The sequence below is a fragment of the Mycolicibacterium houstonense genome (genome assembly GCF_900078665.2).
Taxonomy (GTDB): domain Bacteria; phylum Actinomycetota; class Actinomycetes; order Mycobacteriales; family Mycobacteriaceae; genus Mycobacterium; species Mycobacterium houstonense.
The window spans coordinates 4,642,965-4,661,823 of sequence record NZ_LT546207.1; the positions used below are offsets into that span (position 1 = coordinate 4,642,965).

Annotated in this window: 16 protein-coding genes and 1 pseudogene; 11 read left to right on the top strand and 6 right to left on the bottom strand. The window is 64.8% G+C overall.

What is annotated here, in order from left to right:
- Positions 1-80: 80 nt before the first annotated feature.
- Together BN4332_RS23250 and BN4332_RS23255 are read right to left on the bottom strand one after the other, a co-directional pair.
- A complete protein-coding gene (locus BN4332_RS23250) occupies positions 81-635 on the bottom strand; it encodes an ABC transporter permease family protein (protein ID WP_066901855.1) in 555 nt (184 codons plus the stop codon).
- A 39-nt stretch (positions 636-674) separates the two neighbouring features.
- Complete coding sequence (locus BN4332_RS23255) at positions 675-938, bottom strand: hypothetical protein (RefSeq protein ID WP_066901856.1); 264 nt, start codon at positions 936-938, stop codon at positions 675-677.
- A 737-nt stretch (positions 939-1,675) separates the two neighbouring features.
- Between BN4332_RS23255 and rpsF the strand changes: the two genes are divergently transcribed.
- The 9 genes and pseudogenes from rpsF to BN4332_RS34610 all read left to right on the top strand — a co-directional run.
- Entirely contained in the window at positions 1,676-1,966 is a 291-nt protein-coding gene (gene rpsF / locus BN4332_RS23265; RefSeq protein ID WP_066901858.1) for a 30S ribosomal protein S6, read from the top strand.
- Between the two features lie 70 nt (positions 1,967-2,036).
- Positions 2,037-2,543: a single-stranded DNA-binding protein gene (locus tag BN4332_RS23270; protein ID WP_066901859.1), complete on the top strand. Its 507-nt coding sequence runs from the start codon at positions 2,037-2,039 to the stop codon at positions 2,541-2,543.
- A gap of 35 nt (positions 2,544-2,578) precedes the next feature.
- Positions 2,579-2,839, top strand: coding sequence for a 30S ribosomal protein S18 (gene rpsR / locus BN4332_RS23275; protein ID WP_003884147.1), 261 nt, complete (start codon positions 2,579-2,581; stop codon positions 2,837-2,839).
- Between the two features lie 11 nt (positions 2,840-2,850).
- Complete coding sequence (gene rplI / locus BN4332_RS23280; protein ID WP_066901860.1) at positions 2,851-3,306, top strand: 50S ribosomal protein L9; 456 nt, start codon at positions 2,851-2,853, stop codon at positions 3,304-3,306.
- Between the two features lie 497 nt (positions 3,307-3,803).
- Positions 3,804-5,189 carry a replicative DNA helicase gene (gene dnaB, locus BN4332_RS23290; RefSeq protein ID WP_019345200.1) on the top strand — a complete coding sequence of 462 codons (1,386 nt, stop codon included), beginning with the start codon at positions 3,804-3,806 and terminating at the stop codon, positions 5,187-5,189.
- A 435-nt stretch (positions 5,190-5,624) separates the two neighbouring features.
- Positions 5,625-9,209: an IPT/TIG domain-containing protein gene (locus BN4332_RS23295; RefSeq protein WP_074133160.1), complete on the top strand. Its 3,585-nt coding sequence runs from the start codon at positions 5,625-5,627 to the stop codon at positions 9,207-9,209.
- Complete coding sequence (locus BN4332_RS23300) at positions 9,206-10,477, top strand: alpha/beta hydrolase (RefSeq protein WP_066901863.1); 1,272 nt, start codon at positions 9,206-9,208, stop codon at positions 10,475-10,477. Before BN4332_RS23295 ends, BN4332_RS23300 begins: the two co-directional genes overlap by 4 nt.
- A gap of 95 nt (positions 10,478-10,572) precedes the next feature.
- Positions 10,573-11,043, top strand: a complete 471-nt coding sequence (locus BN4332_RS23305) for an LppA family lipoprotein (RefSeq protein ID WP_074133161.1) — start codon at positions 10,573-10,575, stop codon at positions 11,041-11,043.
- A 425-nt stretch (positions 11,044-11,468) separates the two neighbouring features.
- Positions 11,469-11,684, top strand: a pseudogene (locus BN4332_RS34610) (SDR family oxidoreductase); the annotation flags it as partial.
- Positions 11,685-11,714: 30 nt separating this feature from the next.
- Here BN4332_RS34610 and BN4332_RS23315 read toward each other — a convergent pair.
- Positions 11,715-12,605: a serine hydrolase gene (locus BN4332_RS23315; RefSeq protein ID WP_066901866.1), complete on the bottom strand. Its 891-nt coding sequence runs from the start codon at positions 12,603-12,605 to the stop codon at positions 11,715-11,717.
- A 248-nt stretch (positions 12,606-12,853) separates the two neighbouring features.
- Here BN4332_RS23315 and BN4332_RS23320 point away from each other — a divergent pair, with 248 nt between their 5' ends.
- Positions 12,854-13,681, top strand: a complete 828-nt coding sequence (locus tag BN4332_RS23320; RefSeq protein ID WP_160110914.1) for an NHL repeat-containing protein — start codon at positions 12,854-12,856, stop codon at positions 13,679-13,681.
- Positions 13,682-13,822: 141 nt separating this feature from the next.
- Entirely contained in the window at positions 13,823-14,869 is a 1,047-nt protein-coding gene (locus BN4332_RS23325; RefSeq protein ID WP_066901868.1) for a coiled-coil domain-containing protein, read from the top strand.
- A 24-nt stretch (positions 14,870-14,893) separates the two neighbouring features.
- On the opposite strand, the gene BN4332_RS23330 is transcribed toward BN4332_RS23325, so the two are convergent.
- The 3 genes from BN4332_RS23330 to BN4332_RS23340 form a co-directional block, all read right to left on the bottom strand.
- Positions 14,894-15,628, bottom strand: a complete 735-nt coding sequence (locus BN4332_RS23330) for a hypothetical protein (RefSeq protein WP_235654179.1) — start codon at positions 15,626-15,628, stop codon at positions 14,894-14,896.
- Positions 15,629-15,665: 37 nt separating this feature from the next.
- Positions 15,666-16,436 carry a DUF1906 domain-containing protein gene (locus BN4332_RS23335; protein WP_066901869.1) on the bottom strand — a complete coding sequence of 257 codons (771 nt, stop codon included), beginning with the start codon at positions 16,434-16,436 and terminating at the stop codon, positions 15,666-15,668.
- A gap of 89 nt (positions 16,437-16,525) precedes the next feature.
- On the bottom strand, positions 16,526-18,613 hold the full coding sequence (locus BN4332_RS23340) for an AMP-binding protein (RefSeq protein WP_066901870.1): 2,088 nt from the start codon (positions 18,611-18,613) through the stop codon (positions 16,526-16,528).
- Positions 18,614-18,859: the final 246 nt, after the last annotated feature.

The window sequence follows — 18,859 nt, forward strand, 5'->3', positions numbered from 1 at the left end:
ATTCCCCCGAATTCTCGATGTCGACACGCCGGCACTTTCCAGATTGCGCAGTGAAGCCGGGCTGCGGAAATGTGCCGGTGCTAGGTAGCCGCGACCAGTCCCTGCTTCGCTCTTGTCCACGCCGCCGTCGACGGGAGCAGGGCCAGTACCAGCGTCGCGATGGGCAGAACGAGGCTCAGGATTGCGAGCACACCGGTTCCGGGTGCTCCGTAAGCACCTGTCATGGCGATGCTCATTCCGAGGCTGATCAGGCTCCCCGCGATGATCAAGACCGAGCCGGCGACAATGAGCCTGCGTCCGATCTTCTTGCGCCGCAACAGCGCTACGGTGCCGGCAAGGAGCAGAATCCCGCAGACGACACTGAGCAGAGTCGCGAGGACGGTCATGGTCAGGGCGCCAGGGGTTCTGAGGGCCAGGGTCCGCAGGCCCGCATCGCCCGCCAGAGCGACGAGTCCGGACAGGCCCGCGATGCCGTTGCCGAGAGTCAGCAGGGCGCCGATCGCGGCCAGGGCAGCTGTGATGAACGCCGTGACCCCGCTCGACGAAACCCCCGGCGTGGCCGTTGCTTCCGCCAGTTGGGTTTCGCCGGGCGGACACTCGGCTTGTTGACCCTCGGATCCTGATGCAGAGGTCACTGCTGCTCCGATCGTGATTGGTTGGCCGGGCCGTGTGGGTCAGCCCCAGCCGGGGTACTGCGGATAGTACTGGGGTGCAACTGGATTCGGCTTTGCTTTGATCCACGCGGTCGTGGACGGCAGCAGGGCCAGCACGAGCGTGGCGATGGGGAAGACCAGAGTGACCAAGTTGAGCACCCCGCCGTTGCCGGCGGAGTAGGAACCGTAGACGGCCGCTGTCGCGGCGGCGCTCACGCCGAAGCTGATCAGCCCGCTCAGGATCGCCAGTATGCAGGCCCCGACGACGAGCCAGCGGCCGAGCATCTTTCGTTGGAACAGCAGCACCGCGCNCCCCCGCCGTTGCCGGCGGAGTAGGAACCGTAGACGGCCGCTGTCGCGGCGGCGCTCACGCCGAAGCTGATCAGCCCGCTCAGGATCGCCAGTATGCAGGCCCCGACGACGAGCCAGCGGCCGAGCATCTTTCGTTGGAACAGCAGCACCGCGCCGGTAGCGATCATCAGGCCGAACACGAAGTTGAACAGGACCAGCACCACCAGCAGCGCATACACGCCGCCGGACAAACTGCTCATACCACTCGCCGCGGAGAGGCCGATGGCTGCGAGCACGCCGCCACCAAGGCCCGCCACAGCGCCCAAGGCTGCAAGTACGGCGGCGATGGTTCCCGTGGTGCCGCTGGGTTCAGCGGTCGGCATCCCGTAGGGCTGGTGTGGGAATCCTCCCGGCTGGGGATATCCCGGTTGTGGGTACGCAGTCGGAAATCCAGGTTGCTGCGGATGGCCGGCCTGGTGGGGAACGCCAGGCTGCGGCGGGTAGCCGGGCTGTTGCGGTTGGCCGGGTTGGCCTGGAAAACCGTGCCCGTACGGCCCGTTCGGATAGTTCACGCGATCCCCCTCGACTCCGACAACCAAGGAGCTCACCCTATACGGATTTCGCAGATCAGGACCGTTTCGGGTAGCCTGGGCCGGTTGCCGACGCAGGCGACCCTCCTGCCACGGAATCCGCCGTGGCCGTACACGACCATAGGAGGTGATGAGGTTCTAATGCGTCCATACGAAATCATGGTCATTCTCGACCCCACACTTGACGAGCGCACCGTAGCTCCGTCGCTGGAGACGTTCCTGAACGTCGTCCGCAAGGATGGCGGGACTGTCGAGAAGGTCGACATCTGGGGCCGTCGCCGGCTGGCCTACGAGATCGCCAAGCACGCCGAGGGCATCTACGCCGTCGTCGACGTCAAGGCTGAACCGGCCACCGTGTCCGAGCTCGACCGTCAGCTCAACCTGAACGAGTCCGTGCTGCGGACCAAGGTGATGCGGACCGACAAGCACTAAAGGCTGCGAGTCGTCGGCGAGCCTACGTAGGCTTCGCGCAAACGGACATGCCTAATCCCAGGAGGATCTCGTGGCTGGTGACACCACCATCACAGTTGTCGGAAACCTGACCGCTGACCCGGAGCTGCGTTTCACCCCGTCCGGTGCGGCCGTCGCCAACTTCACCGTTGCTTCGACGCCGCGAATGTTCGACCGCCAGAGCGGCGAATGGAAGGACGGCGAGGCGCTGTTCCTGCGGTGCAACATCTGGCGTGAGGCGGCCGAGAACGTGGCCGAGAGTCTCACCCGGGGTTCGCGGGTGATCGTCACCGGTCGGCTCAAGCAGCGTTCCTTCGAAACCCGCGAGGGTGAGAAGCGCACCGTTGTCGAGGTCGAGGTCGACGAGATCGGTCCGTCCCTGCGTTACGCCACGGCCAAGGTCAACAAGGCCAGCCGTAGCGGCAGCGGTGGCGGTGGTGGCGGCTTCGGCGGTGGCGGCGGCGGTGGTTCGCGCCAGGCCGAGCCCAAGGACGATCCGTGGGGTAGCGCACCGGCGTCGGGCTCCTTCAGTGGGGCCGACGACGAGCCGCCGTTCTGATCAACAACGAAATTTTTGCAAGGAAGAGATAACCAATGGCCAAGTCCACAAAGCGACGGCCGGCACCGGAAAAGCCGGTCAAGACTCGTAAGTGCGTGTTCTGCTCCAAGAAGGGTAAGGGGCAGGTCATCGACTACAAGGACACCGCGCTGCTGCGCACCTACATCAGCGAGCGCGGCAAGATCCGTGCCCGCCGGGTGACCGGCAACTGCGTCCAGCACCAGCGCGATGTCGCCATCGCGGTGAAGAATGCCCGCGAGGTGGCTCTGCTGCCGTTCGGCTCGTCGACGCGGTAGGGGATAGACCAATGAAGCTGATTCTCACTGCTGAGGTGGAGCACCTGGGTGTCGCGGGCGACACCGTCGAGGTCAAGGACGGCTACGGCCGTAACTACCTGCTGCCGCGTGGGCTGGCCATCGTGGCCTCCCGCGGTGCCGAGCGCCAGGCCGACGAGATCCGCCGGGCGCGCGAGGCCAAGACCATCCGGGGCGTCGAGCATGCCAACGAGCTCAAGACCGCGCTGGAGGGTCTGGGCGAGGTGTCGCTGCCGGTCCAGGCCGCTGCCGACACCGGCAAGCTGTTCGGTTCCGTGACCGCGGCCGATGTGGTGGCCGTGATCAAGAAGGCCGGCGGCCCGAACCTCGACAAGCGCACCGTGCAGCTGCCCAAGGCGCACATCAAGTCGGTCGGCACGCATCCGGTGACGGTCAAGCTGCACACCGGGGTGGAAGCCAAGGTGTCGCTGAACGTCGTCGCGGAGTAATCCCGTAGCGGAGTAGTTCGACCAGCACTCAACCGCCCGGGTGGGAACCTGCAGAGGTTTCCGCCCGGGCGTTGCTGTGTCTGGCGAACGTGATGCACGAAACTCTGGACAGCGAACCTAACTCCGTGTTAACCCAGGCGGCCCCTGGCCGCAACACAACACGCCCGGGATGGCAACCCGGCACGACACGCCGAAGAACTTCCCATGCACAGTTACTCACCGCCCCTATGGCACCCTGACCAGTAAGAACAGCATATCGGCGCGAGTTGATCCACAGGTTCTCCCCAGAGGCTCAACACCACGACCGACACCTATCCCCATGCCATCCACAGGTTGATCAACAGGGGCGGTTTCGGTGGGCGCCAGCAACGTCTACCGTGATGCGTCGCAACTCCGTCACGCAGCAGTGTCGGACCGTTGTTCTACAGTTGCAGTACCGATTCGAATACATGTTCGAGCACGTCGTGAGGCCGGTCTCGGAAGGGGGTGGGGAGTCCGTGGCGGTGGTGGACGACCTGGGGCATCCGGACTCGGAGATGGATGGTCCTCCGCCTGGGGAGGACTTCGGCCGGCAGCCCCCACAGGACATGGCGGCCGAGCAGGCTGTCCTGGGCGGCATGCTGTTGAGCAAGGACGCGATCGCCGACGTCCTGGAGCGGCTGCGGCCCGGTGACTTCTACCGCCCGGCGCACCAGAACGTGTATGACGCGATCCTCGATCTCTACGGTCGTGGCGAGCCTGCCGACGCCGTCACCGTCGCCGCCGAGCTCGACCGCCGCGGCCTGCTGCGCCGCATCGGCGGCGCACCCTATCTGCACACGCTGATCTCCACCGTGCCGACGGCGGCCAATGCCGGTTTCTATGCCGGCATCGTGGCCGAGAAGGCGTTGTTGCGCCGGTTGGTGGAGGCCGGTACCCGGGTGGTCCAGTACGGCTACGCCGGGGCCGACGGCGCCGATGTCACCGATGTCGTCGACCGGGCACAGGCCGAGATCTACGACGTCACCGAACGGCGCGCCTCCGAGGACTTCGTCGCGCTCGAAGACCTGCTGCAGCCCACCATGGACGAGATCGATGCCATCGCCTCGCAGGGCGGCATCTCGCGCGGTGTGCCAACCGGATTCACCGAATTCGACGAGATCACCAACGGCCTGCACCCCGGACAGATGATCATCATCGCGGCGCGTCCCGGTGTCGGAAAATCGACCCTGGGACTCGATTTCATGCGGTCCTGCTCGATCAAGCACCGGATGGCCAGCGTCATCTTCTCGCTGGAAATGAGCAAGTCCGAGATCGTTATGCGACTGCTCTCGGCCGAGGCGAAAATCAAACTGGCGGATATGCGTTCGGGCCGGATGAGCGATGACGACTGGACCAAGCTGGCCCGCCGGATGAGCGAGATCAGCGAGGCGCCGCTCTACATCGACGACTCGCCGAACCTGACGATGATGGAGATCCGGGCCAAAGGCCGCCGGCTGGCTCAGAAGGCGGATCTGAAGCTCGTGGTTGTCGACTACATGCAGCTGATGAGTTCGGGCAAGAAGTACGAGTCACGCCAGCAGGAAGTCTCGGATTTCTCCCGAAGCCTCAAGCTGATGGCCAAGGAACTTGAAGTGCCGGTGATCGCGATCAGCCAGCTGAACCGTGGTCCCGAGCAACGCACCGACAAGCGTCCGCAGGTATCGGACCTTCGCGAGTCAGGCTCGCTGGAACAGGATGCGGATATGGTCCTGCTGCTGCACCGCCCCGACGCGATCGACCGCGAAGACCCGCGTGGCGGTGAAGCCGACATCATCCTCGGCAAGCACCGCAACGGCCCGACCGCCAATATCACTGTGGCGCACCAGCTTCACTTCTCGCGGTTCACGAACATGGCGCGCTAAGTCACGGCTTCTGTAGGTTCTCAAGTTTGACTGCATTTTCTCAAGCCCGGCTGCATCAAGACTGGCGGCGGCGGCGTGTAGTTTCGCAGTCTAGTGACCAAGTCTCAATCGCGGTGGCCACTGTCTGGCCAATTGGCCGTTTGATTGGAGACATCAGCTGCACGCCGACCTGGATGTGTGTATTGCTACTCCCACTGACGTGAATCGGTGCGAATCGAGCTAAGCGGAACATGTTGAATCGAGGGTGTTCCCGCTCGCGACTTCATCCGATCCGGCATACGGACACTGGGCCGCCGGTTTCGTTCGAGTAGGGCAGTACTCACGCCAGGCTTCTGCCAGAACCGTACTATTCCCAACACGTGATCGACCGACCCACCGGGCTCACAGAACCCCGAGGGGGCATCAAGCCCGGGATGGTTCAGGCAGGGGGATGTTGTGTCACTCAGGAAATTCGTCGAACTGTTCTCGCGGCGGCTGGCATCGCTTCTAAAATGGCTGAATAAGCTCGGGTGGCTACCGTTCGTCACCGGCCCTCACATCGATGCCGTGTCACCGTCAGGTGGTTGGCCGGGAACCATCGTGACCATCGAAGGTGGAGGCCTTACCGCTGTCCGTGATGACGTCACGGTCACGATCGGCGGCGCGAGGGCTTTGGTGATTACCGCGGAACCGCAGAGGCTTGTCGTACTCGCCGGGGAGGATACGGTCACGGGCCCTGTCGTCGTCCAGACCTCCAGCGCGACGGCGACCGCGGTGACGCCGTTTGAGGTGTTGCCGCGCCCCGATGTCCGCGATCTCGGCGTTGCCGGCCCGCCCGTCTTTTTTCACGGTCCGCAATTAGGAACACCGGCGCTGGGAGTAGCCGACCAGCCGGTGCTGGTCGTCTTCGTCTACCCCACTGACCACGACCCGGGCACACCAGCCCAGCGCGCGGCAACGCTGACCGCTGAACGTGCCAGATTCCAGACGGCGCGTCGATTTTGGCGGGAAGCCTCCTACAACTCGACCAGTTGGCGGTTCGACTTCACCGACTTCCTGCCGCTGCCGGCTGACCGCAACTACTACATGTGGCAGAGGGAGGATATTTACGATCGTCGACGGGCTCTGCTTGAGGCGACCAAACGGGCAGCCGTCATGCACAACGGACAGCTGCGGGGCACCCACCTCGACGACGTGCTGGCCACAGTCCAGGTGGATAACCCGAATGCGCCGAATCCTGTGTCCTACACGTCGAAGAAACTCCACGGGACCGGCGTGCGGATCAAGAGCAACCGAGCGCTCGTCACCGCGGGAACCGATGGCCTCTGGGTCTACGACCTGACCAACAGCCCAGCGACGTATGTGACCAAGACCGCGGCCGGCGGAGGCTACTTCGCGGATGTGGACGTCGTCGGAAATCTGTGTGCCGTCGCCGCCCTTAGTGCGGGGCTACACCTCTATGACGTCACCTATACGTCGATGCCGACACTGAAGGGCAGCTTCACCGACGGGATCCGCCAGGTCAGCGCAGTGTGCGTCGCTCCGAATCGAGCCTACATCGGCATCGACGAGGACATCGCAATCATCGATACGACCAACCCGGCGGCCCCGATGAGGTTGGGACAACTCAACATCGGTGCTTTCTGTCTCGACTTGTCGCTACAGGGAACGACTTTGGCCGCCGCGACCGATGGTGGTGGCGTTGTGCTACTCGATGTCTCGGGGGCCAACCCGGTACGACTAAGTGCCATCCTCAACGTCGAGCGGGTCCACGGCGTGTTCCTGACTGGTGCGCGCCTTTTCGCGGCGGGCGCAAACCAGGGGCTGGCCGTGTACAACGTCGCAAACCCGGCCGCCCCACTGGACAGCGGATCGGTGCCATTGGTCGGCCCCGCCTACGACGTCATCGCCGACGGCAACCAAGCCTACGTATCTATTGGTCGGCGTCGGCTGGCCGTCGTCGACGTCAAAGGACCGACACCGATAGCGCGCGGTATCGCGCTGATGGGCGCCTACCTAGGCGGTTCTTTCGAGGCGGATTTGACGTCGCTGAGAGCGAGCGTCGACGAGGCGGAGCAGAGCCAAAACCTGGCCCAGCGCCATGACGCCCTGTTCATGGACGCGCTCGAGGCTGCCAAAGCGGCGGGTTTCAATCTCGACGGTTACGTTGGGATCGTTGTCGTCGTCAACGGCCCGTTCCTCCGCGGCGCGAGCAACCCGCAAACAATTCAGTTCACGCACGAAGACACCGGTAAGGCGTTGCGGCTCAACAACACTAAGGGTTCCTACTATGTGGCCACCGGAGCGACCTGGGGCAGGATCGCTCACGAAACCGGCCACTGGCTGGGCATGACGGACATCTACGAGGAGTGGCAGGCCGACGGCACGGTCCTAAGGGGTACCGCGCAGGGCTGGTGCATGTCAGGGGACTGCAATCCAGGACCGCTGTTCGGAGGCCACCAGATCAACGAAGTCATGCACTTCTATGCGGGCGACAATGCCCCGACGCTCACGTGGTCTCCCACCGCGCCGCCGCTGGATCGGGTGTACGACATCGTCGCCCACGATGCCGCACAGAACACGATCCGCAATACCGACCCCGAACGTGTGCACACGGTGAAGATAGTGGTCTCCGAGGGGCTGATGTATTTCGTCGAGGTCCGTCAGATCCCCGTTGGATTAGTCTTCGACCAGAGCATCAATCCCATCGACGCGACGACAAACGCGGCGGTTGTGGTCACGCGGGCGCGCCAGGGGACGACTCCGTCGAACACTTTCGAGCGCCCGGTGATGCTCGCCGCGATCCTTCAGGTCGGACAGCAATTCGTCGACGCTGCAAGGGGTCTGACGGTACACGTTGACTCAGTGACGTCGGCGGCCCGGCCCGGGGTCTACCGAGTCCGGATCCGATGGAACCAATACATCCCAGGCGACCCGAACGGCAAGTTCGATCTGACGATCACGCCGTGGAACACGAAGGAATGGGAAACGCCCGATATCTGGGTCGACAGTCCGAGGAACAACTCCGGCGCGACACCGGTCTACGCCGACCACGTCCCAGGCGACACCTCCGCGCCGCTGCGCAACGGCGACCGGCCCTGGGTCAAACACGACAACAGAATCTATACGCGGATTCGCAACACCGGTCCAGAGCCGGTCAACGACGTCTACGTGAGCATCTATACTGCCTCCCCGCCCGGAATCGGCGACAACGGCAACTGGGAACTCAGGGAAACGAAAGTGTTGCCGACGGTCACCGGCTTCGACCCCGCGGTACCCGGCAGTGGAGAGCACGTCGTCGACACCATATGGCAACCAGAAGCCGACAAACATTCCTGCATAAAAGTGGCAATCTTCCCTCAGGCCGGGGAGATCGAGACGAACAACAACCGGACTCAGGAGAACGTCTTCACCTTCGACTCGGCAGGGGCATCAAGCCACGATCCGGTGATGTTCGATGCCGCGGTGCGCAACCCGTTCACGATATACAAGAAGGTCGACCTGCTGGCCCGAGGGCTGCCGTTCGGTTGGCACTGCGTCGTAAACCATCAATGGGTGTGGACCGGCCCGCGCGGGGAGCACGCGGTAGTGGTCGTGATCTGGACCGACCTCAATGCGCCGTACTCGTTTTCTCCTGAACCGGATCGGCATGAGCGGATCGAGAACGCGGCCTTGGCCCGAGTCGAGGGGTGGACGACATTCGACGATCACCGATACCTCCCGATCGGTGGCATCCTCGCTGATGTCAAGGCAAACAAGAAGGTCGACATGACCTGGCGGGTCGCCGCCAATCAACGTGGCGGCTTGACCGGCATCGTTTGCGTTGGCATTCCAGATGTCCCGATCACTGTCGAAGTCACCAACGCTGCAGGCGAATCAACGCTTGTCCACCTCTTGACGGGCGCCAACGGATGCGCAGACCTCTCCCAGGCCAGTCAACTCGGCCTGGCGCCCGGGACGTACGTCGTTCAGGCGTTCGTGACGGCGGGTGGGCCGGCAGCTGAGACCGAAAGCGACGCCCGCACCATCGTGGTCACGTGAGGGCACGTGCGCTCCGTGAGACACACGTCGAGAACGCAGACAACTGGGGCGTTCGTGACTTTTGGGAGGGCCTGACGCCAGAAGAACGTGACGCGCTCTATCAGCGGGACCCCACGATCGCCAACCACAACGGTATGCCTGGCGTGGACCAGGATTACTACAACCGCCAGACGTTGGACCGCGAACTGCCCCGGGCACAGGCTGCCCAGGACCGCGTAGATGCTCTCACGGCGCAGCACCCCGACTGGGCTGACGGCAAGAACATCCCGCCCCCGAACGAGCCCGGCGCGATCTTCGCTGACCGGCCCAAGTACGAGGCGTGGCAGCGGGAGCTCAACGACGCGCAGAACGGCGCCAGGTACCTGCCTGATCTGCAGGCCATCGACAGGGCCGTCCGCGACAATCCCGAACGCAAGCTCATGTTGCTGGACACCAAATCCGGCGAGCAGGTTCATGCCGCCATCGCCGTGGGAGATCCTGACACCGCCGATCACGTCTCGGTGACGGCTCCGGGCCTGAACACCACCGTGCACAGTTCCATTGAGGGTATGGCCAATGAGGCCATGAATGTTCGCAAAGAAGCGCTTGACCAACTCGATCTGGCCAAGCGGGGTGACGAGACCGTCGCTGCCATTGCATGGATCGGTTATGACATCCCTCAGGTTCCCGGCTGGGATCAGTTTGGTATGTCGGCGGATGGCGTGTGGGACGTCATGCATGACGACATGGCCCGTGCCGGCGCACACGACCTGGCCGGGTTCTATGACGGCATCAACGCAGCACACCAGGGCCCATTGGACCTCACCGCGATCGGACACTCCTACGGTTCGCTCACCACCGGTCTGGCTCTGCAGGAGCCCGGTAACCACGGTGTCGACAACGTCCTGTTCTACGGTTCGCCCGGTATCGAAGCGTCCACACCGCAAGACCTACAGATGCAACCAGGCCACGTTTACGCGATGGAAGCCCCGGACGATCCCATTCAGGGTGTGTACGACGCCAGATCCTTGATCCAGGGCATCCCGATTATCGGTTCGTACCTCAACGACGAATTCGGCGACTTCGGCCCGAACCCAGCCACCAACCCCAACTTCACCCAGCTCGCCACCGCCCCCACCACGGTGCCCGATGGCCGCACGCTAGAAGGAGTCAGCGGTCCGCATGCGCATAGCCAATACCCTCAGCTGGGCGATAACAATCAGCCTCGCATCAGCGGCTACAACATCGCTGCCGTCGTGGCAGGCAGAGCCCCGATCCCGGACAAGTGAGCACAGCGCCTATGACCTTGAACCGCACCGTCCACCACCAACTCAGCGCGATTATGTGCCTCGCCTCGATTGCGCTATTAGGGACAGGATGCCACGTGAGCAATCCATACAAGCCCACCGACGCCGGCCAAGCCAGCCAAGCAGCAGACACTCTGAAAACCCTGCCGTCACTTGAGGACACACACACGCAAGTGGAGTCCGCGATTATCAAGCTCGGCCAGCAGATCACCGCCATCGCTCCGTCTGTGACCTGGGAATGGCGACGTACAGACAGCAGAGGCGGCTGCAATCCACCGTACGAGCAATCAGACGGACAACTGATACTGCTACGAAACTACGTATCCGACACCCCGATTCCCGAACAGAACTGGAAGCAGGCTCTCGATCTGGCCCAACAAGCCGCCTCTTCGTTAGGTGCAAACGAGCTCACCGTGTTCAAGGACCACCCCAACGATCACGACCTGCAATTCAGCAGCGACACCGGGACGACACTGCGCTTCGGTTCCCAGGCCGCGGCACTGATCACCGGCAGCACCGGGTGCAGACTGCCAAGCAAATATAAGTAGCGGCCTCAATATCGTCTGCGGTCCGCACGGTGCTACCCAGTTGGTCACGGACCCATCCCGCTGTCGTTGACCGGCCTCGATAGCAGCAACCGTCACGGCTGCTTCTTCGCCGCAGATGCGTTGCAGATCGACAGGCGCTGCGGCAAGCAGGGCTTCGATACGTGTGTGAAGGTCCCCGGCGGTGCGATGGCATAGAGGTTGGCGCCCGGGTACGCGGTGTCGGCGAAGTCATGGCGCCCGCCGAGGGTGCTGCGGGCGAGGCGGAATTGTTGGGCGGCGCAGGCGAATGCTATTGCTGCACCGCCAAGTTGAGCTTCGGAGGCGGTTGCCTGGTCGAAGTCATCCCCGCAGAGGACCAGGAAGCGCCCGGCCGGTTCGTAGTTGTTCGCGGTATCGCCAGCAAGCTCGGGGGACGCGTACCCGAACGCGGAGTCGCACTCAAGGTCGTGTCCGGCGACATGATTGACGGGACCATCATCGTCCGACTGCTCGAACGGCGCGACCCCGCCGCCGTCGATGCCCGCCGTGATCGGGCGGTGCTTCCGACGGTCGAGGAGTTCGCGAGCGCAATCGCATGGGCAGCAATGGATTCCGGCCATCGCGACATGACCTATGTCGGTGGCGAGGACTACCTGACCTGATCTGAGTCGACCCTCACGACGAGCAGGGCGTCAGATGTGTCCGCCCGGGAACATCGTCTTGACGGCCTGGGTGATGGTGTTGCGAGCGGCGGTTTCACTCACCGGTTGCAGTGAGCTGATCGCCATCACGTAGCGGCGCTCGGGCCCGATGACGCCGGTGGACACGTGCAGCTGGTTGGCCCCGTTCCAGCAGCAGAACCACCCCTGCTTGACCGCGACGGTCTCGGCGAAGAGGCCATCCGGGATGCCGAAGCGTTGCGGGTACCCGTCGTTGCCCGTCGGGGTGAACTGCGCCAGGTTGCCGATGATCACCTCGGCCCGCTCGGGGGGCAGCCCGCCGCTGCCGTTCAACAGCTTGTCGTAGTAGCGGACGAGGTCGCTCGCGGTGCTCTGGGTGACGTCCCAGTGCCCGTTGTAGGGCGCGGTGGTGCCGGTCAACCCGTAGCGCGCCACGATGCGGGCGATGACGGCGTTGCCTCCGCTGCGATCCCAAAAGGTCTGAGCCGCGCTGTCGTCGGAGGACCGCAGCATGACGTCGAGCGAGTTGCGGTCGGCCGCAGTCAGTTTCGTCTCGCCTTTGGATTCCTGCAGCAGCAGGTCGTCGGCGATGAACAGCTTCACCACCGAGGCGATCGGGAAGGGTTGGTTGGAGCCGTTCGAGATGAGCTGGCCGGTTTCGCGATCCAGCACGACGACCTCGATGTCGGCTCCGGCCTCGGCCGCATCGGCCGTGGCCTGACGGGTGCGGGCATCGAGACCGTCGAACGACGCGACGGGCGCGCGCGGGGCGATAACTGGTGCCAAGGGAGCGTTGTCAGCCGGTGGCATGCCACAGGCCTGCGCCTCACAACCGGTGACGAGCAGCGCCGCGATGACGATCGCCATGGTCGTCATGGCCGGCTTCGAGGGTCGCCTGTGCATCAGTCCTCCAAATCATCCAGAGCCAGGGGAGTGAGATGGACTCTGCGCCTGCCGGTTGGCTCAGCCTATCGGCCCCGCTCGTGGTCTGAGACGTGACGGCCATGGTGGACGAATGAATGACGCAGCGTTCGAGGATCTGGAGGAGCGGGTGTCCCGGGGAAGGCACGCCTAGTATCCGGTCCGTGGGGATGGGGAAACTGACACCGCGCCTGCGGCAAGGATTCATCGTCGGCGTGGTCGCCACCGTCGTGGTCGGCGCCCTGGTGGCATGTTCGCCGGGTTCTGCGCCGACTGCCCTGGGGCCGGACGTGCCGGTGCAGTCGGGCGAGCAGACCAGGGTTCCGTTTGCCTGGTTCGAGTACCGGCAGATGGGCGCCGACGCGAAGAACATCGTCTATCTCGGCGGTACGGGCGGGTTCGCGACACTAGCCTCGGGGGCGACGGAGCCGACTCCGATGAAGTCCAGCGGGAACCCTCCCGTGACGACGTTCGGGGTTGCGCCCGACGGCCGGCTGTCCTACCTCACTCTAGGCGGAAGCGCGGAGACGATCGCGCCCGGCTCCACCACCGCGACACCGCTACCCTTCGGCAAGCTCACCAAGCACAGCCAGATGGCGGTGGGCGGGGACGGTGCGGTGTACGTGGCCGACAACCAGCGCAAAAAGCTGTTGAAGCTCGCGCCCGGTGCGAGCGCACCGAGCGAGCTTCCCGTCGAATTCGCCGACGGGTTGGGGCACTTGGTGATCGATGCCGATGACACCCTGTACGCAGGAATGGGCGGCGAGATCGTGAAGATCGCGAAGAACGCGAAGACGCCAGAACCGGTTGCGGGGGTGCCGGACAACGTGAGTGGTCTGGCGGTGGACTCCGCCGGCAATCTCTACGCCGCCGATCGTCAGGCAGCCACCGTGTCCCGGCTGCCGGCCGGCGGAGGTGACTGGATCCAACTCCCGTTCAACGGTCTCCGCCGCCCATCCGCGATCACTGTCGACGCCGCGGGCAATGTCTACGTCATGGACATGAGCGTCCATATCAGCGATACCAAGGATTACCTCATCAAGCTCGCAGCGAAGTGATCGCACCCGAACGGTCGCGCCGAGGCGATCGAACAGACTCAACGGCGGACTAGACATCGTCCATGGCAGTTCGTAGCCTGTCCGAGACCTCCTCAGCCGGACCAGGAACGGTCCTTGCAGCGAAAGATCATGACAATTCGCATGACCTCGTTACGCCATGTACTTCGGCGAACGGCGTGCGGCTCGGCGGCTGCGGTCCTGGTGCTCACGACATTGATGGGCGGCGATGCCAAGGCGGACCCTGCCGCCGACGCGATGGCCAAGGTCCAGGAGCTGTCCCGGCAGGCGATCGAGAGTCGCGAGGCCGTGACGAATGCCCAGCGCGATGTCGACGCCAAAGTGGCTGCTCAGACCTCGGCCGAGGAACGCCACCGCGCCGACCTGAAGGCGCTCGAGGACGCGAATGCCCGGCTTCAGCCGTATCAAGCCGCGGTGAACCGGATCGCGGCGATGACCTACATGAGTGGTGGCGACGGTCAGATGGCGGCGGTGCTGACGGCGGCCTCGCCGCAACACCTGATCGACCGGTTGTCGCTCCAGCGGGTGGTCGCCGCCAAGACGGCGGATGACATGTTGGCCTTCAAGTCGGCGCACGAACGCGCGGCCGCCGCCGCCCACGCTTCGGAGGGATCTGCCGCCGACGCCCGTGCCGCCGCCGAGCAAGCGTCCGCGGTGCGCGCTGACCTGCAGGCCAAGTTGAAGGAGTTGTTGCGCCAGATCGCCGAGGCCGAGGCTCAGTACGGGGCATTGACACCGCAACAGCAAGCGGTTGTCGACAACGCCGCGATGGCCGTCATGCCTCCCGGCGACTCGGTTCCCGCCGCAGATATCCCGGAGGCATTGCCTGTCGGTGTGGCCTCCGAGATCGGGCTACAACCCAACACCATCCTGGCCGCCCGGGCCGTCAGCGCACGGTTTCCGCAGATCTCGGACATCGACGGCGTGCGGCCGGACTCGAAGCCCTGGCATCCCAATGGTCTGGCGATCGACATCATGATTCCCAATCCCGAAAGCCCCGAGGGCATCGCGCTCGGCGACGAGATCCTCGCGTTCGCGATGAGCAATGCGGCCCGATTCGGATTGCAGGACGTGATCTGGCGCGGCACCTACTACACGCCGTCCGGTCCGCAGGCGTCGGGTTACGGCCACTACGACCACGTGCACATCACCACGACACCGCGTCGCTGACCGAGAGATTCTGCCGACGGCGCGCTACGGGACCCGCAGGCCGGTGACGGCAAATTTCTCGACTTCGGCGACGTGCCCACCGGTCCACACCACCAACGTCAAAGCACCCGGCTGTGGTGGCGGCGAAATCTGGAGCGTCGCCGACCACGGCTCGGCCTCGCCACCCGCGGAGACGCAGCAGTAGTCCCCGAGCGGGTTCTCCTGAGTGCTTTGGCGGGCCTGCAGGTGCAGGCTTTCATCGACCCCGGTGATGGTGCCGCCCGCTTCGATCACAGCGGCCGCGGCGCTGGCGTACTGAGGTGTGGACAGGGTGAGCACGTCGTCGCGGCTGCCGACCACCTCCCACGGCGAGTTCGGGTCGGTGCCGAAGCGCGCCAGGTGGATTGTTGCGGCCGTTGTGAGCACATCGGTGGGCAACGCGTAGCCGACGCCCACCCAGGCCTCGTCGGCGTGTTCGGTAACCGTGGTGGTTCGGTTGATCTCCTTGAACCCCAAGTAGTCCTGGGCGAACAGCAGTGCAGTGGCCTTCGGGTCGGCGTGCCAGGGCTCCGCGGCGGTGCCCTCCCGAAGCCAGCGGTCCGCCTCGCCGCGCGATGCGAACGGCCACAAAGGTTGGTAGGCGAAGCCCTCGGGTGTCGGGGCGGTCGTGGTGACGACGGGATCGGCCCGTGCCGGGAGAGCCGACGGGCCGGGACCGATGGCGACGGTCGCGCCGAGTAACAGTGCGCACCACGCGGCCCTGCTGCGGGCGGGTGTCATCTCTGGATGGTGCGCCGGGGCGGCCGGTCCGCCGACGTCACGGATGCAGGTTCCATTGCCCGCAATCCTGCGCCAGGACGTCGTTGACGTCGACACGTAGACCGCCGACCACCGGTCCGGGATTCGACGCGGTGTCGATGATGCGCTGGTACAGAACGGCGGCGGGGTGGACCTGCCCGCCTGACCAAGACCGGGTCTGCCAGGCCCACGCGCGACCGGGCGTGCTCGATCTCCCTATGACGCCGTCGGCAATGGCCCACTGGCACGGCCTGATGCCCGCGTAGATGCCGGTGCGCTGCACGCCGAGCACCGAGTTGATTCCGCGAAACCACGGCAGCGCAACGGAATTCCAGGTGTTGCGGTCGATGTCGTCGTCGACGCTGAAGAAGATCGGTGCGCTCCGGCCGCCACCTGCCGCAGTGTGCAGATTCCAGGCGGTGCGCGCATCGGCGACACCGCCGGCATACCCGCGCGTGAAGTCCGACGGGGCCGTTCCCCCCGGCTTGCCGTACTGGTAGTTGCTGACGATCACCAGTCCGGCGGCGGTCAGCTCTCGGGCGTAGGGAAGGGTGATCGGCTTGGCGCCGAAGGATGAGCCGGGCCGCGACGTCGATACGTAGTTGATCACCCCGGAGTGGCCTGCGGCCCGGATGTCGCGGGCCGGGATCTGACGCATGGCGAAGTCGATCAACGTGGGGGCGGCGGCGGACGCGGGGGGCGCGCCGAGACCTGCGGTTGCCGCGCCCAGTCCGGCCAGCGCCGACACCGCGGTGGCATAGCGCAGTGCGTCACGCCGGGAAACCTTCACGGCGTGATGTTAACCAAGTGACGCTTGTTACTGTTGAGGCCTCGCCGGGCGGGACGCGTTCGATGACATTCCGTTATCCGGCGGCCAGGTCACAGCTCGCCCGGCCACCCCGTTTCCAGCGGGAACTGATTCTCGATCAGATGGCGCTTCAAGACCTTCCCCGTGGCGGTGCGGGGAAGCCGATCGACGAACCTGACATCACGTGGAATCGAGAAGCGGCTCAGGCGGTTGCGGACGTAGTTCTTGACGGTGTCTTCGTCGAGCGACGCGCCCTCGGTTCGGACGACGAACGCCGCCAGGCGTTGACCGAACTCCGGATCTGGAACGCCGACCACCGCGACGTCGGCGACCTGTGGCAAGACGGCGATGGCTTCCTCCACCGGCCGCGGAAAAACGTTCTCACCGCCGGAAATGATCATGTCGTCGTCACGTCCGGCCACGAAGAGTCGTCCGGAGCCATCGACGTAGCCGAGATCGCCGGTATCCATCAGCCGGTCTTCGACGGCAGGCGATGCCGCATTCGTGTAGCCGTCGAACAACATGTCATTGCCGACGAAGATCCGGCCGACGGCGCCGACCGGGGCGATGCCACCGTGGTCGTCGAGAATGGCGATGCGAGTACCCAGGGGTGGCCGACCCGCCGTGGTCGGGGCGACGCGCAGGTCGGCGGGGTCGGCGATCGTCGCCCAAGACACCTCGGTGGACCCGTAGAAGTTGTACAGCACGTCGCCGAAGGTCTCCATGAACTTGGTGACGGCAGCGCCCGGAATAGGAGACCCGCTGCTCGCGACCACCTTCAGTGATGAGGTGTCGTATCGGCCGACCACGTCGGCAGGCAACTCGAGAATGCGCTGCAGCATCACCGGAACCAAGACCAGCACGGTGCAACGATGGCGCTCAACGGCTTTGAGGCATTCTTCGGCGTCGAACCGGTCCATCAGCACCACCGTGGCCAGCAGTGGGGCACTCACTTGTAGCGCGGCCAGGCCCCAGGTGTGAAACAGCGGCGCACACAGCAGCATTACCTCGCCGTGGTGCAGCGGCATGCGCGACAACATCGCGGCGATCGCGCCGAAGCCGGGCGGAGTGGGACGCCGGGCGCCCTTGGGCGTGCCGGTGGTGCCCGAGGTGAGAGCTATCAGCCTGCCGGGTTGTTTCGGTGGGGCCACCGATGCCGCACCGGTGCCGGTCGCGATGAGGTCTTCGATCGAGCGGCGCTGCGGGGTGGCCGAATTGGCGCGCAGTGAGATTCGCGGGATATCCGCGGGCACATACCGCACCTCAGGTTCGAAGTCACCGTCGACGAAGATGGCGTCGACGTCGTGACGGTTGACGATGTCCTCGATCGCGCGAGCGGCCAGGCCGGTGTTGAGCAACACCAGGTCGGCACCCAGCTTGCTGGCCGCCACCATGCACTCGAACATGGCCGAATGGTTGCGGGCGAGAACCGCGAACGTGCTGTCGCTGGTGAAACCGATTACCGCAAGGCCCGACGCCAACTGGCTGGTGCGCTCGGCCAGATCGGCGTACGTCGACGTCCCGTACCGGTCTATCGATGCCGTGGTGCGTGGTGATCGCACGGCGGCCGCCGTGAGTCCACCGGCGAGCGTGAACCCCCATTTGGCAAGCGAATTGAGTTGGCGAAGACCGCGATCGGGTCGAGATGCGCGCACCACACCGCTGGTGATCATGGTCTTCAAGACGTTGAGATGCAGCGATCGACCGTCGCCCATGTTGACCAGCTGTGCGGTCGGCCTGCCGGTGAGATGGTCCGAGATTCGCTGCAGCCCTTCGCGGATCCAATTCTCGACGGCGCTGTCACTGGCTTTGGCGATGTCGGGATGCAGCGCGCCGACGGCGAAGATCCTCAGGGCGATCCGGGCGCCGCTTCCTTGCGGGGTCAGCCGAATCGAGGCGAAACAACGGCCCGTCTGCGGTGCATCCAGGCGCAGCTCCGTACCGGGCAGGCGGACCGTCCTGCGCATGTCATGGACCACGACGGCACCGCGCGGGGTGGCCACCCGCACCTCGAACAACTGCGGGTCTCCGGCGACCTGTTCGCACGAACCGACGCCGCGAAAGAACCGTGGGTACAGATTCGGTGCCTCCAGGATGGGCCAGATTTCCGGGCAGGGGTGATCGAGCGTTGTGTCGACGGCGATCACGTCTCGTGCCACGGTGGTTCCGCCAGAGCGTCGGTAGTCAGCTGCGACTAGCCATTTTGGTTCATCTGTCGGCGGTACGGACCTGTTTCGCCAACGAAGCCGGAGGTAGCCATTCCGCGAGTCCGGTTCCGGCAGGGGCTGGAGATGCACCGTATCCCTGGCTACGCTCACGCCGTGACGCCATTTGCTTCACGGCGTGAAGTCCTCAGGTACGCGGTGCTGGCAGTCCCGGCGTTGGCCGCGCCGGCCGCGTTGGGC

What these genes read in the sequence shown, in the direction of transcription:
- BN4332_RS23255 (WP_066901856.1), bottom strand. Translation starts at nt 938, where the DNA reads ATGCTCGGCCGCTGGCTCGTCGTCGGGGCCTGCATACTGGCGATCCTG.
- rpsF (WP_066901858.1), top strand. Translation starts at nt 1,676, where the DNA reads ATGCGTCCATACGAAATCATGGTCATTCTCGACCCCACACTTGACGAG.
- rpsR (WP_003884147.1), top strand. Translation starts at nt 2,579, where the DNA reads ATGGCCAAGTCCACAAAGCGACGGCCGGCACCGGAAAAGCCGGTCAAG.
- rplI (WP_066901860.1), top strand. Translation starts at nt 2,851, where the DNA reads ATGAAGCTGATTCTCACTGCTGAGGTGGAGCACCTGGGTGTCGCGGGC.
- BN4332_RS23315 (WP_066901866.1), bottom strand. Translation starts at nt 12,605, where the DNA reads ATGCACAGGCGACCCTCGAAGCCGGCCATGACGACCATGGCGATCGTC.
- BN4332_RS23325 (WP_066901868.1), top strand. Translation starts at nt 13,823, where the DNA reads ATGACCTCGTTACGCCATGTACTTCGGCGAACGGCGTGCGGCTCGGCG.
- BN4332_RS23330 (WP_235654179.1), bottom strand. Translation starts at nt 15,628, where the DNA reads ATGACACCCGCCCGCAGCAGGGCCGCGTGGTGCGCACTGTTACTCGGC.